This window comes from Arthrobacter sp. MPF02 (assembly GCF_046605375.1).
Lineage (GTDB): Bacteria > Actinomycetota > Actinomycetes > Actinomycetales > Micrococcaceae > Arthrobacter.
In genome coordinates, this window is record NZ_CP176772.1 from 1,126,047 (window position 1) to 1,139,315 (window position 13,269).

14 protein-coding genes are annotated in these 13,269 nt (G+C 67.0%); 6 read left to right on the plus strand and 8 right to left on the minus strand.

The genetic code is table 11. The features are described from left to right. Nucleotides 1-4: 4 nt before the first annotated feature. On the minus strand, nt 5-1,588 hold the full coding sequence (locus ACLH0K_RS05350; protein ID WP_411375790.1) for an alkaline phosphatase D family protein: 1,584 nt from the start codon (nt 1,586-1,588) through the stop codon (nt 5-7). Nucleotides 1,589-1,793: 205 nt separating this feature from the next. Here ACLH0K_RS05350 and ACLH0K_RS05355 point away from each other — a divergent pair, with 205 nt between their 5' ends. Continuing rightward, nucleotides 1,794-2,612: an SDR family NAD(P)-dependent oxidoreductase gene (locus ACLH0K_RS05355; protein ID WP_411375791.1), complete on the plus strand. Its 819-nt coding sequence runs from the start codon at nt 1,794-1,796 to the stop codon at nt 2,610-2,612. 3 nt (nt 2,613-2,615) lie between these two features. Here ACLH0K_RS05355 and ACLH0K_RS05360 read toward each other — a convergent pair whose 3' ends face one another. The 3 genes from ACLH0K_RS05360 to ACLH0K_RS05370 all read right to left on the minus strand — a co-directional run bounded on the left by ACLH0K_RS05360 (nt 2,616) and on the right by ACLH0K_RS05370 (nt 5,135). Beyond that, on the minus strand, nt 2,616-2,927 hold the full coding sequence (locus tag ACLH0K_RS05360; RefSeq protein ID WP_411375792.1) for a hypothetical protein: 312 nt from the start codon (nt 2,925-2,927) through the stop codon (nt 2,616-2,618). An 8-nt stretch (nt 2,928-2,935) separates the two neighbouring features. After that, entirely contained in the window at nt 2,936-3,652 is a 717-nt protein-coding gene (locus ACLH0K_RS05365) for a GAF and ANTAR domain-containing protein (protein ID WP_411375793.1), read from the minus strand. 70 nt (nt 3,653-3,722) lie between these two features. Next, nucleotides 3,723-5,135, minus strand: a complete 1,413-nt coding sequence (locus ACLH0K_RS05370) for a PLP-dependent aminotransferase family protein (RefSeq protein WP_411375794.1) — start codon at nt 5,133-5,135, stop codon at nt 3,723-3,725. Here ACLH0K_RS05370 and ACLH0K_RS05375 point away from each other — a divergent pair. Together ACLH0K_RS05375 and ACLH0K_RS05380 are read left to right on the plus strand one after the other, a co-directional pair. Next, entirely contained in the window at nt 5,134-6,057 is a 924-nt protein-coding gene (locus tag ACLH0K_RS05375) for a DMT family transporter (RefSeq protein WP_411375795.1), read from the plus strand. The genes ACLH0K_RS05370 and ACLH0K_RS05375 overlap by 2 nt on opposite strands. A 19-nt stretch (nt 6,058-6,076) precedes the next feature. Beyond that, nucleotides 6,077-6,703, plus strand: coding sequence for an FMN-binding negative transcriptional regulator (locus ACLH0K_RS05380; RefSeq protein WP_411375796.1), 627 nt, complete (start codon nt 6,077-6,079; stop codon nt 6,701-6,703). Between the two features lies 1 nt (nt 6,704). Here ACLH0K_RS05380 and rlmC read toward each other — a convergent pair whose 3' ends face one another. Then, nucleotides 6,705-7,832: a 23S rRNA (uracil(747)-C(5))-methyltransferase RlmC gene (rlmC, locus tag ACLH0K_RS05385; protein WP_411375797.1), complete on the minus strand. Its 1,128-nt coding sequence runs from the start codon at nt 7,830-7,832 to the stop codon at nt 6,705-6,707. Between the two features lie 25 nt (nt 7,833-7,857). Between rlmC and mmuM the strand changes: the two genes are divergently transcribed. Both mmuM and ACLH0K_RS05395 read left to right on the plus strand, forming a co-directional pair. Then, nucleotides 7,858-8,823: a homocysteine S-methyltransferase gene (gene mmuM, locus ACLH0K_RS05390; RefSeq protein ID WP_411375798.1), complete on the plus strand. Its 966-nt coding sequence runs from the start codon at nt 7,858-7,860 to the stop codon at nt 8,821-8,823. A 36-nt stretch (nt 8,824-8,859) separates the two neighbouring features. Further along, nucleotides 8,860-9,354, plus strand: a complete 495-nt coding sequence (locus ACLH0K_RS05395; protein ID WP_411375799.1) for a hypothetical protein — start codon at nt 8,860-8,862, stop codon at nt 9,352-9,354. Nucleotides 9,355-9,360: 6 nt separating this feature from the next. Here ACLH0K_RS05395 and ACLH0K_RS05400 read toward each other — a convergent pair whose 3' ends face one another. Beyond that, the gene (locus tag ACLH0K_RS05400) at nt 9,361-9,912 is read right to left on the minus strand and encodes a dihydrofolate reductase family protein (RefSeq protein WP_411375800.1); all 552 of its coding nucleotides are present in this window, start codon (nt 9,910-9,912) and stop codon (nt 9,361-9,363) included. Between the two features lie 208 nt (nt 9,913-10,120). Here ACLH0K_RS05400 and ACLH0K_RS05405 point away from each other — a divergent pair, with 208 nt between their 5' ends. Next, nucleotides 10,121-10,558, plus strand: coding sequence for a hypothetical protein (locus ACLH0K_RS05405; RefSeq protein WP_411375801.1), 438 nt, complete (start codon nt 10,121-10,123; stop codon nt 10,556-10,558). A gap of 2 nt (nt 10,559-10,560) precedes the next feature. On the opposite strand, the gene ACLH0K_RS05410 is transcribed toward ACLH0K_RS05405, so the two are convergent. Continuing rightward, nucleotides 10,561-12,741 (minus strand): putative bifunctional diguanylate cyclase/phosphodiesterase, encoded by a 2,181-nt coding sequence (locus ACLH0K_RS05410; RefSeq protein WP_411375802.1) that lies wholly within the window; start codon nt 12,739-12,741, stop codon nt 10,561-10,563. Nucleotides 12,742-12,908: 167 nt separating this feature from the next. Continuing rightward, nucleotides 12,909-13,178, minus strand: coding sequence for a GlsB/YeaQ/YmgE family stress response membrane protein (locus tag ACLH0K_RS05415; RefSeq protein WP_138138733.1), 270 nt, complete (start codon nt 13,176-13,178; stop codon nt 12,909-12,911). Nucleotides 13,179-13,269 lie beyond the last annotated feature (91 nt).

A 13,269-nucleotide genomic window follows, 5' to 3' on the forward strand; every position in this document is an offset into this window, starting at 1 on the left:
GGGCTCAGGCCTGGAGGCCCGGGACTCCGTCCTGGATCTTGAAGGAGGCCAGCGTCTTGACGGGGGATCCCGGCGTCGTGACGTAATCCAGCACCCGGAAGTCGGCGGTCATCGCGTCCCGGGTGATCCTGGTGTTCACGTAGCCGCGGCTGTCGTTGTAGAACTTCAGGTGCGGGTTCCAGGCCATCACCGGGTCCGTGGTGGAACCGCTGCCGTTGCCGGTGGACGTGATGGACGTACACACCAACTCCGAACCCACCACGGGCGAGGCGGGGTCCTTGTAGTCCACCTTGAGGTCGTTGGCCCAGTTGCGGTGCACGTCGCCGGTCAGCACGACGGCGTTGCGCACGTTCGCGTCCAGCCACCCCTGGGTGATGCGGCGGCGGGAGGCGGCGTAGCCGTCCCAGCCGTCCATGGAGACATCGTCCACATCAAGCGCCCGGGCACGGTCGCGCTCGGCGAAGAAGACCTGCTGGCCAAGGATGTCCCAGCGCTGGGTGGAGTTCCTGAACCCGTCCAGCAGCCACTTCTCCTGCTCGGCCCCGGTGATCGTGCGGTTCTCGGCGAGGCGCTCGGCCACGTTCTTCTTCCAGCCGTCGCCGGCGAGCTGGTCGTCGCGGTACTGGCGGGTGTCCATCATGTGGAAGTTGGCCAGCTGGCCCCACTGGATGGTGCGGTAGATCTTCATGTCATACCCGGCCGGGACGGACGAGGCACGCAGCGGCATGTTCTCGTAGTACGCCTGGAACGCGGCGGTGCGGCGCTGCCGGAACCGCTCGGTGATGTCGTTCATCTGGCCGGCGTCGCTGTTCTCCGGGACCTCGTCGGCCCAGTTGTTGTCCACCTCATGGTCATCCCAGACCACCAGCCAGGGTGCGATCGCGTGCGCTGCCTGCAGGTCGGCGTCTGACTTGTACTGGGCGTGCCGCTGCCGGTAGCCCTCCAAGGTGACGGTCTCCGGACCCTGGTGGTCCCGCGGGTTGCCGCCGCCGATCACGTAGCTGTCCTTTTTGTATTCGTAGAGGTAGTCGCCCAGGTGCAGCACCAGGTCCGGGTGGTCCTCTGCCATGCGGGTGTAGGCGGTGAAGTAGCCGTGCTCGTACTGGGAGCAGCTGGCAAAGGCCATGGCCAGAGCGGCCGGAGTCTCGTGCAGCGCGGGTGCGGTGAGGGTGCGGCCCACCTCGCTGAGGTGCTTGCCGGCACGGAAACGGTAGAAGTACTCACGGCCGGGCTTCAAGCCGCGCAGTTCGACGTGGACGGAGTGCGCGGTTTCGATCCGGGCGTGTTCGACGCCGCGGGCTACTACAGAGCGCATGTTTGGGTCCTCGGCCACTTCCCAGGCAACGGCGACGTTGCGGGACGGCATGCCGCCCAGGCCGTTCCCGGCCAGCGGGTCCAGTGCCAGGCGGGTCCAGATGACAAAGCCGTCCGCCCACGGCTCACCGGACGCAATGCCGAGCATAAAGGGATCAGTGCGGAGGCCGGCGTCGTCAGCTGTGGAAACAGCGACGGCGGCACTCGGCAGGGCGGCGACGAGGCCGGCCCCCAGGCCGGCGGAAATCAGGGATCTGCGGGAAATGTTTTCCATGCCCTACAACGTAGGAAAGCCGGTTGGACGGGCGGGGAGGAGGATATGAATCGCCGGTTAACTGCATGACAAAAGCAGTCTTGATGGTGCGCGGGTCTGGACAGGCTCCCAGCGAGGAACGCGACCGGCGGGAACGCGGCGGGTGCCGCCGTCGTTGGTCTCCTTTGTGCGCCCCCACTCGAGGCGCCTGACCAAAGGACACCCCTTGACTCCTCGGACCATCGTGATCACCGGCGCCAGCGACGGCATTGGCGCAGCAGCCGCCCGGACGCTGGCACAGGCGGGGGATCAGGTGGTGGTTGTCGGCCGCTCGGAGGAGAAGACCCGGGCCCTGGCCAAGGAGCTGAACGCGGACTACTTTCTGGCGGATTTCGCCGAGCTGGACCAGGTCCGCGCCCTCGCGGCCCAGCTGAAGTCCGACTACCCGCGCATCGACGTCCTGGCCAACAACGCGGGCGGCATCATGGGCGAGCGGACCCTCACGGTGGACGGGAACGAGGCCACCTTCCAGGTCAACCACCTGGCGCCGTTCCTGCTCACCAGCCTGCTGATGGACACCCTCACGGCAAGTAACGCGAAGGTGGTCAACACGGCGAGCATGGCCAACACCTTCGGCCGGCTGGATCTCGCTGACCTCACGGCCGGGCACGGCTACTCCACCAACCGTGCGTACGGCACCGGCAAGCTCGCCAACATCCTGTTCACCTCAGAGCTGCACCGCCGCTTCCATTGCAAGGGAATTACGACGGCGGCGTTCCACCCGGGCGTGGTCCGCACCAACTTCGCGGCGGACTCCAGCAGCTGGTTCCGGCACGCCTACACCACGCTATTGAACCGCTTTATGCTCACTCCGGACCAGGGCGCGGACACCATGCTCTGGCTTATCAACGGCACCCCCGGCAAGGACTGGTTGTCCGGTGGCTACTATGCAAGGCGTGCGCTGGCTAAGGCCAACCCGCAGGCGTACGACGCGGACCTGGCGCGCGGTCTGTGGGAGAAGAGCGAGGAGCTGGTGAAGTCCTAGCTCCTACCTGTTTTCCCCGGACTTCTCCCCGTAGGGGTCACGTTCGGGTTCGGGGTTCTTGCCGTTGGTGCTGTAGGGCGCCATCCGCCGCGGCGGAAGCTCCTTGATCAGTTCGTTGACGGCATGCGAGACGAGGTCCCGTTCGTGCGCGGGCAGCTGCAGGGATCCGTTGAGGTAGGCGTCAATCTCGTATTCACCTGCGGCGCCGGTGAAGCTGAAGTAGCGCATCCAGACGGCATTGACCGTGATCCCGGATTCTTCCATGGCTTCCCGGGTTGCCTGTGCCTGGCCTTCCGGCTTCTCGAATTCGTCCATGGACGCTCCTACTGGCCGGCCAGGCCGTGGACGATGTCCCGCGCTACCTCCAGCAGCGGCCTGTCCTCTTCCCTGGAAATGGCAAGCATGGCGGCGAACGCCTCCGGGGAGCCGATTTTCCTGCGCTCGATCAGAACGCCTTCTGCTTTGGCGATCATGTCCCTGTTGGCCAGGGCTTCCGCCAGTTGCGCACTCAGCCGCTGTGAGGCTTCACGGTCCCGAACGTGCCCCAAAATGACGGCGGCAGGACTGGCCAGCCGTTCAATCATGAACACGGAGTGGTCGTCAAAGACCAGCGGCGTGGGGGAATAGACCTTGAACGCGCCAATGCGCCTGCCCTCAGAGGTCAGGGGAGCGCTCAGGACCGAGCGGAGGGGAAGTTCCGCCACCGCAGCCGTCCACTTGGGCCACCGCGTTTCCTGCCTGGTGTCCTGGATGATGATGGCCCGCTGTTCAGCCCACGCGCTTAGGCACGGCCCCTGCCCGAGTTCGTACTGCAGTCTGTCCGCCCGCAGCACTACAGGATCCGTTGCGCCAGTGGTCTCGCGGCGGCCGCGGGCATTAATAATGGAGGCTCCGGCCCCCGCGGAATTGGGGACTGAGTCCATGAGTGCATACGCCAGTGACTGAACCGCCCGGGAGGCGTTTTCCTCGGTGAGGAACCCGCCTGCCACCTGACCCGTCACTTCGGCCAGCGCGTTTGCCAGCGGTTGGGAATTGTTCATGGTCTGTCACCTTTTAAATACGTGGGCGGCAGCCCACTGCCTAGTCCAACAGTAGTATCTGAGCGGCAAGCTAAACACTGTTTCTTGCAAGAGCCTCGCCGATGATCCGGGCGCCTTCCGGGTAGGCCCCGGGGTTCGGACCGGAGTAGTTGAGGCGGATGAACGGGCCGGCGGGTTCGGCCGGAAACCACTCGGTGCCTGCGGCGATCACTACACCGTGGTCCTCACAGTCGCGCGCCAGGCGCGGAAGGTCGGTTCCGTCCGGCATGCGCAGCCAAAGGTTCAGCCCGCCCTTGGGCAGGGCTTCAAGATGCGCCTGGGGAACGTGCTCCCGGATGGCCGCCACCAGCAGGTCCCGCCGCGACTGCAGCTGCTGGCGCAGGTTCCGCAGGTGCGTCTGCCACCCGGGCTGCGTCACCACATCCAGCGCCGCCGCCTGCAGCAGTCCGCTCACGTACATGGACTCGGCCGCGCGGTGTGTCAGGATGCGCTCACGGGCCGGGCCCCGGGCAATAACGGCTGCAATCCGGATGGAGGGGGACACGCTCTTGGTCAACGACCGGATATAGATGACGTGCCCGGAGTCGTCCCGGACCGCAACCGGCATGGGGTCTGACGTGACGCCGAAATCATGTGCCCAGTCATCCTCGATCAGGAAGGCGCCGTGCGCGCTGACCACCTCCAGCACCTCGTCACCACGGCCGCGACTCCATTGCGCGCCCGTGGGGTTGGCGTAGTTCGGCTGCGCATAGAACGCCCGCGCCCCGGTTTCCTCGAACGCCCGGGCCAGCTCCGCCGCATCGGGACCGTCGGGGCCGCTGGGAACCGGCACCACCCGCACACCCGTTTGCGCTGCCGCCAGGATGGCGCCCCAGTATGTGGGCGATTCCATCAGCAGCGGCTGCCCGGCACCCACCAGGGCACGGAAGATTGAACTCAGGCCGCTTTGGCTGCCCGGGAGCACGATCACGTCACCCGGCGCCGGGGGAGTGATGCCCGCCGGTGTTGCGGTTCCCAGTTCATGGGCGAACCACTGCTGAAGTTCAGGCATCCCGGCCGCCGGGGGGCGGAACAGCGCCGCGTCGGCCCGGGCCGCCCGGGCCAGGGCCGCGCGGACCAGCCGTTCCGGCAGCAGTTCGCGGTCCGGGTAGCCGGAGTGGAATGCAATCACGCTGTTGGGGACGTCGCGCATGGTGCCTGACGCCGTCGGAAGGGCCGACGGCGGGGTCCCCAGCGCCGCTGTCTGCCAGCCGTAGTCGGCAGGCCGGGCAGTCCGCACCGCCCGCACGAAGGTCCCGACGCCGGGGCGGCTTTCGATCAGGCCCTGCGCGGTGAGTGCCTGCAGCGCTTTTTGTACCGTCACGGGGCTGGCCGAGTAGCCGGCCACGAGTGAGCGGGTGGACGGAAGCCTGGCGCCCGGGGCGGCGCCGGATATCCACTTCCGAAGTTCCAGCACGATACGGGAACTGCTATCGTTATTCATGAGAAATCATAGTAGCGCTACTGTCCAGGTTCGCCCAGTGATATCACCGCGGACCTCCGCCGGCATCGGGTGGGGACTCCTGGGCGTAGTGGCTTTTTCCTTCACGGTTCCCTTCACCCGAGTTGCCGTGGCCGGGCTGTCGCCGCTGCTCATCGGCTCAGGCCGGGCCGTGGTGGCCGCCGTACTCGCAGCCGCTGCCCTGGCACTCACCCGGCAGCGGCTTCCGCCACCACGCATCCGGGCGCGGCTCGCGCTGGTGGCAGGAGGCGTCGTCGTCGGCTTTCCGATCCTCACCTCCTACGCCTTGACCGCCGTCCCGGCCGGGCACGGCGCAGTGGTCATCGCCCTGCTGCCCGCCGCCACCGCCACAGCTGCCGTGCTCCGCACCCGCGAGCGTCCGCCCGCAGCCTTCTGGGCAATAACAGTCCTGGGCTCGCTGGCCGCCGTCACCTTTGCCTTCCTGCAGTCCGGGGGCATTGGCCACCTGCACTGGGCCGACCTCCTGCTGCTCGGCGCGGTGGGATGCGCCGCCGTCGGATATGCGGAAGGCGGACTGCTGGCGAGGGAGGTGGGGCCCTGGCAAACGATCGCCTGGGCCCTGGTCCTCGCAGCGCCGCCCATGCTGGTCCTGGCGGTGCTCGCGGCGGCCGCCCAGCCGCCGTCGGCCTCTCCTGCGCAGTGGGCTGCCTTCGCCTACCTGGCCGTGGTGAGCATGTTCCTTGGCTTTTTCGCCTGGTACCGGGGCCTGGCCATCGGTCCCATCGCACAGGTCAGCCAGATCCAGCTCACCCAGCCGGTGATGAGCATTGTTTGGGCTGCCCTCCTGCTGGGCGAGGCCGTCACCTGGACCACGATCACCGGCGGCCTGGCCATCATCCTCTGCGCCGGCGCCGCCGTCCGCGTCCGGCGCCCGGCTTCCTAACAAAACGAAAGGACCTTCCATGTACATTCCCGCCCACTTCGCCGCCCGGCCGGACGCCGTCGGTGACCTCCTGGCCCGGCCCGGGGCAGCCAACCTGGTCACAATGACCGGCGGCGGCCTGCTCGCAACACTGCTGCCACTGGTATTCGAGCCGTCCGTGGGGGAGCACGGAGCCCTGCACGGCCATCTCGCCCGGAACAACCCGCAGGCACTGGCTCCCATGCAGGGCGAAGCGCTGGTCATCCTCCAAGGCCCCGACGCCTACATCTCGCCTTCCTGGTACCCCTCCAAGGCGGAGCACGGCCGGGTGGTGCCCACCTGGAACTACACCACCGCCCACGTGTACGGCGGGTTGAGGATCCATGACGACGCCGGCTGGCTGGCACGGCACGTCCGTCGCCTGACCAGGCTGCACGAGGATGGGCGGGAACACCCCTGGAGCGTGGACGACGCCCCGGACAGGTTCATCGCGGGCCAGCTGCGCGCGATCGTGGGGGTTGAACTGGTGATCAGCCGGATCGAGGCGAAAGAAAAACTGAGCCAGAACCGGTCCGCCGCGGACGCCGCGGGAGTAGTTGCGGGACTGCGGGCCAGCGGGCAGGAAGCCGGCGCGGCCGCCGTCGAAAGGGCGCGGGCGCAGCTGTAGGTCAGGCCGCGCGCTCCAGCAGGACCATCACCTCGTAGTGCTTGGTCTGCGGAAACATGTCCAGCACCCGGGCCCGCCGGGCCGTGAACGAGCGGAGGGCCGCCAGGTCCCGCGCCAGCGACTGTGCGTTGCAGCTGGAGTAGACCACGTGCTGCACGTCCGACGATTCCAGCCAGCCGCAGAGCTCCTTGCCGATGCCGCGGCGGGGCGGGTTCACGATCACCAGTTCGGGCGACTGCCTTGCCTTGAGGGCATACGCGGTGGCGTCCCCGGCCTGGAAGTCCATGCCCTGCAGACCCGCCTCCTCGCTGCTGAGCCTGGCGGACACGATGGCCTCGCTGCTGAACTCGATGCCGGTGACAGCGCGGGAGGGATCAGCTACATGCAGGGCGAAGCCGCCAACGCCGCAGTACAGGTCCCACACCGAGGCCGGCGCCAGCTCGTTGACCCACTCGCGGCCCTGCCGGTACAGGGCGGCGGCCATTTCGCTGTTGGTCTGGAAGAAGCTCTGCGGCCGCAGGTGCAGGTTGATGTCGTTGACCCGCATGTTCAGGGTGGACTGCTCCGTCAGCAGGATCTCCCGGTCGCCCTCAAGCACGGCTTTGTGTTCCGGAAGCAGGTTGACCGAGACCACCTTCACCTGCGGCAGGGCGGCCAGGAGCGCGGGGAGGTTTTTCCGGATCCGCGGCACCAGCTGCTCTGAGCGCAGGACCAGGCGCAGCATGATCTCGCCGTCCGGTGATTCGGTGATGATGACGTGCTTGAGTTCCCCGCTGCGCCGCGGGACGTCGTAGGGCGTCAGGCGGTTGGAGCGGATGAACCCGGCAAGCACCGGGAAGCACGCGCGAAGACCCGGGGAGCAGACGCCGCATTTGCGCAGGTCCACCCCGTAGCCGTCGGCGTCGAGGATCCCGATGGTCGGCCTTTGGGCGGTTCCGCCGATCACCATCTTGGCTTTGTTCCGGAAACCGGACTCACGGCTGGCCAGGGGCGGCAGCCATTCCAACTGGGCGTGATCGCTGAGCAGGGTCTGGCAGTGCGACTGCTTGCCGGCCAGCTGTTCCGCGTAGGGGGTGCCCATGAGGGTGCACGAGCGGCAGCGGGCGGCATCAAAGTAGGAACACTGCATGACCGATCAATTATAGTGGCCATTTATGTCCGGCAACCCAGCGCTGTCCGCCCTGCTCCCGCGCCACGGTCTCGTCGTCTCGGATGGCGCCCTCGCCACCGAACTCGAGGCGCGTGGCTGCAACCTTGACGACCCGCTGTGGTCGGCCAAAGTCCTGCTGGAACAGCCCCGGCTGATCAAGGAAGTGCACCGGAACTACTTCGCCGCCGGCGCCCGGATTGCCACCACCGCCAGCTACCAGGCCACCCCGCAGGGGTTCGCGCGGCGGGGGATCAGCGGGGACAAGGCGCTGGAGCTCATCGCCCTGTCGGTCAGGCTTGCGGACGAGGCGCGGAAGGAACACCTCGCCGGCCGGCCCGACGCCGGGCCCCTGCTGGTTGCCGGATCCGTAGGGCCCTACGGGGCTTACCTCGCGGACGGCTCCGAATACCGCGGGGACTATCGGCTGTCCGTGGACGGGTTCCGCGACTTCCACCGTCCCCGCGTGGCGGCGCTGGTTGAGGCCGGCGTCGACTTCCTCGCTTTCGAGACGCTGCCCTCCTTCGCCGAGGCCGGGGCACTGCTGGCACTTTCCGAGGAATTCGACGTCGAATCCTGGTTCTCCTTCAGCCTCCGGGACGGCGGGCACATCAGTGACGGAACGCCCCTGGCATCCGTTGCCGGACTGCTGGACGGCAAGGCGAACGTGGCGGCGGTCGGCGTGAACTGCGTTCCGCTGCACCTCGTGGCCCCGGCGCTCGCCGCCCTGGCGCAGGCCACGGAGACGCCGCTGCTGGCCTACCCCAACTCAGGGGAGTCGTATGATCCGGACACCAAGACCTGGGGACCGGCCGCAGGCGAACCTGCTGCACAGGGGCCAGCCAACCTGCAGGCGGGCGCAGCGGCCTGGCAGGAACTGGGCGCCCGCATTATCGGCGGCTGCTGCCGGACTACTCCGGCGGACATCGCCGCCGTCGCCGGGGTCCTGTTAGCCCGGGAGGGGCAGGGGTAAGGGTCCCCTGTACCACAGGCCCCAACAGGAGGAATCATGGCCCGGTCCCGAGGACAGGAATTGCTGGCAGCCGCAGCCCGGGGTGCCGTCTGCGGGCTTGCCGGGGTGGCCGTGATGACGGCCGGGGAGAAAATCGAACAATCCCTCACCAGGCGGCCGAACTCCTATATTCCGGCCCGCACTCTGCTGACGCTGCTCGGCCAGCGGCCGGACGACCGGCAGAAGCCGCTTGTGTGGAACCACGTGATGCACTGGGGGACCGGGGCTGTGCTTGGGTCCCTGCGGGGAGTCTGGGCGGTGACCGGAATCCGGGGACCGCTGGCCCATGGCAAGCACACCATTGTCCGGCTTGCCTTCGACCAGACCCTGGAAAATGCGACCGGCGCCGGCGCCCCGCCCACCACCTGGCCCGGGAAAGAACAGGTGGTGGACGTGACGCACAAGGCCCTGTACTCGCTGGCCACCGGGCTGCTGGCTGACCGCTGGATCCGCCCCGTCCTGGAATCCCGGCGCGGAACTACCAGCCACTGAAAATGATCAGTCATCAAGCCGCCCGTAGGTGCTGATCACGTTGCCCTTGCTGGTGGTGCGCTGGTCCTGGAGCACCAGGCGCGTGGTGGGATCGCCGTCCGCGAAGAGGCGCCGGCCGGTCCCGGCAACCACCGGGTGGGTCATCAGGGTGAGCGAGTCCAGCAGCCCGGCGAACAGCAGCTGCCGGGTCACCGAGATGCTGCCGCAGACCGCAATCTCGCCGCCGTCGCGGGCCTTCAGCTTGGCAACGAACTCCTCCAGCGGCGCATCGATCAGATGCGAGTTTTGCCATTCCAGCGGTTCGGTGAGGGTGCGCGACGCCACGTGCTTCTCAATGGGGTTGATGAAGGCGGCAAAGTCCTCGTCCACGGAGGCGTTGGGCCAGTACGCTGCCCACTCCTGGTAGCTCACCCGGCCCAGGACCACTGTGTCCACGGTGTCCATCATTTTGGTGAGGCCTTCGCCGAGCTCGTCATCGAAGCTGTCGAACTGGAATTTGTACGGATCGGACACTACGCCATCAACGGAATGGAACAGTCCGGCGGTTACTTTGCGCATTCAAAACCTCCTGGGAATCGGGCGAACGAAACCCACCGTAACGGGGCTTTTCGGAGCGCGGAAGAACCCTAGGAAACTGCACGACGGCGGCCCTTAAGTTACATTTGTCACTTGCCACGGTGTCTTGCAGGGTTTCCGTAATTTCCAACCCCATACTTGTGTTGATGCGGCCACTTTCCGCAGCCCCCGGCCAGGCAGGAGGAAGTGCATGGAAACCCTGAAAAAAATTGCGACAAGCCAGTATTTTCCCGCCGCTGCCGTCCTGGCGGCAGTGCTCCTCTTCTGGGCCGTGGGACTGCTGGGCGGACTGTCCCTCCTGCACAACAACCAGCCGCCGCTGACCACCCTGACCTGGATGCTGTTCGTCTACGGTGCCGCAGTGCTGACGCCCCTCGCCGGTGCGCTCGCCGCCGTCGACCTCCTTCGCCGCTGGCGCCGGAACAAAGACGCCGCAGCCGCGGACGAGGCTGCGTCATCTGCGGAAGAAACCGTGGCCGCCGGCGAGGCGGTACCGGCAGACCTTGCCGCCGCCGAACCGGCCGCCGGGGCCGCTGCTGCCCCGGCACCTGCACCGGCTGAACCGTCCCCAGCCAAACCGGCAGGCGGGAAGAACGGCAAGCAGCCGGGGCGCAAGCAGGCCGCCTAGGCTTACCGCGCCTTGAGGGCCTGCAGTGCTTCTTCGGCGTGCAGCAGCGCGTGCCCCAGCCTTTCGCCCGGCTCGGGCAGCGAGAAGAGGTACCCCTGCAGCGAATCGCATTCCAGCGCCGTCAGGTAGTCCGCCTGCGCCGCGGTTTCGACGCCCTCCGCCGTGACCGTCAGTCCCAGGCTGTGTGCCATGTTGATCATCGAGTTCAGGATGGGCAGCCGCTCCTGGCCGGTGCGCACCATCGACACAAACGTCTTGTCGATCTTCACCGTGTCCACGGGCAGGTCCTGCAGCCGGCCAAGGGAGGAGTAGCCGGTCCCGAAATCGTCCAGGGCCACCCGGGCGCCTGCCTCCCGCAGCGCGCTGAGCTGTTCGATCAGGCTGCAGTCGGCGTCGAAAAAGACACTCTCGGTCACCTCCAGCACCAGCTGGTAGGCGGCCACGCCGCTGGCTTCAGCCAATGTGAGCACACTGGCGGCGAAGTCCGACTCCTGCAGCTGGACGCCGGAAACGTTGACGGACAGGGACCGTGAGGGGTCCTGGCCCAGCCACTCCGCCAGCTGCACCATCCCCAGGGCCATGACCTCCGCCCCGATTTCGTTGATGAGCCCGGTGCGTTCGGCCAGCGGGATGAAGACCGACGGCGGAATGCGCTCGCCGCCCCGGTTCCACCGCGCCAGCGCCTCGAGTTTCACCACCTGGCCCATCCGGTGCGAAACGATCGGCTGGTAGTCCACCGTGATTTCGCCCCGCGGAACGGCCAGTTGCAGGGCGCTTTCCATGTCGGTCCGCCGCACCAGGGCCGTCATCATGTCCGGATGGAAGCGCAGGAAGCGGTTCTTGCCGGCTGCCTTGGCCGCGTACATGGCGATGTCCGCCTGGCGCAGGAGTTCGGAGGGACCCACGCTCTCCCGGCCCAGCGATGCCAGGCCCAGGCTAAGCCTGGGGCGCAGCACGGTGCCGTTAATGGTGACGGGAACATGCAGGCAGCGGACGATGCAGGCAGCGATCCCGTCAGCATCGGGGCACGCGGTCAGCAGCACCACGAACTCGTCGCCGCCCAGCCGGGCCACGACGTCGGCGGTCGGGACGCAGCCGCGAAGCCGCCGGGAGACCTCGATGAGCATGTCATCGCCTGCCTGGTGGCCCAGGATGTCGTTGACTTCCTTGAAATCGTCCAGGTCCAGGAGAAGGACATCCACCGCTTTGAGCCGGGGTTCCTGCAGCGCCTCGGCAAGGGCATCATTGAAGACCGCCCTGTTGGCCAGCCCGGTCAGGGGGTCCTGGAAAGCCATCGCCCGGAGCTTCTCCGCCTGGGCTGCCAGGTCCAGCATCGCCTGGTGGGCCTGTTCCTGGGCCTTCCGCCGCGGGGTTACATCGCGGAAGCTCCACACGCGGCCCACAATTTTGTCACCCACCCGCTGGGGGCGCGAGTACCGTTCGAATGTTCGTCCGTCCTTGAAGTCCAGCACGTCATGGCTTTCGGCTTCCGGATTGTCCTCCAGTTCCTGGAGCCGGGCCATGAAGGCGATGGGATCGGAAACCTGGGCAACGATGAGGCGCATGATGGGCTCCTCGCTGTCACCCTTGAGGAGCTCCGCGGGGATGTTCCACATGGTGAGGAACTGGTCGTTAAAGCCTGCCACGTGTCCGTCGGAGCTCATCACCAGGATGCCGTCGGCGGTGGACTCGAGGGTGGCGGTCAGCAGGGACATGGCCTTCCGCAGGTCCGCGTCAGCGGCCTGCCGGTGTGAAGTACCCCTGACGGACAGGAGGAGCCGGGTGCCGGCCGAGACGCCGTCGTCCAACTCTCCCTGGCCGTTGCCTGGCAGAGCGCCAGGGCGGCCCCGGGAGGGGAAGCGGGAACCTGCCGCCTCCGCGGGAAATTCGGTTCCCTCACGATGCATGGCCGTGATCTCGCGCGGCGGCGGAAACGCTTCGGCCCCACTGGCGAGCTGCTGGATGAGGTGCTCCGCTTCGCCGCGGGAGGCGGGTGACAGGAGGGTCCGGTAGTCCCGGCCCGCCAGTTCCTCCTGTTGGTAGCCAAACAGCCTGGCCGCTGCGGCGTTGGCCAGGGTGACGGTGCCGTCTGCGGTGAGGGCCAGGAGGGCGTCGGGATTTGCATCCAAAATCGAACCGAACGCATGAGCCGTTGAATTACTGCCGTGGCCAGAACCAGCCATAACACCACCCCCTCGCACATCATAATTGCCCGCGCGGGACTTTTACTGCGCGGGAGGGAAACGGTTACCGGCAGTTATCCGGAATTTTGGCCCCTATAAGGCCGGAACGCAAGAACGCCGCCCTCCGTGCGGAGGACGGCGCTTTGCTTTGGAAATTAGTGGTGCCGCTACACCCTGCGGTGGCTGCGGTTGGTGACTGCCCCGTAGACCAGCAGCACGATAACCGAGCCGAGAATGGCCAGGAGCCAGGTGCGGATATCGAAGAACTCCGCCAGGCCGCCTCCAAAGATCAGCGAGCCGATCCAGCCGCCCAGGATGGCGCCAACAACGCCCAGGACCAAGGTGACCAGCCAGCCTCCGCCCTGGCGGCCCGGCAGAATTGCCTTTGCAATAGCGCCGGCGATCAGGCCCAAAATGAGAAATCCGAGAATGCCCATGTTGTCACTCCTTAATCAGTAAGTTGTGCCGGGCCCCCATTTCCGGTGTCCTAATTCAATCAGCGTGCTTACTTCTCTGCAAGGCTTTGAA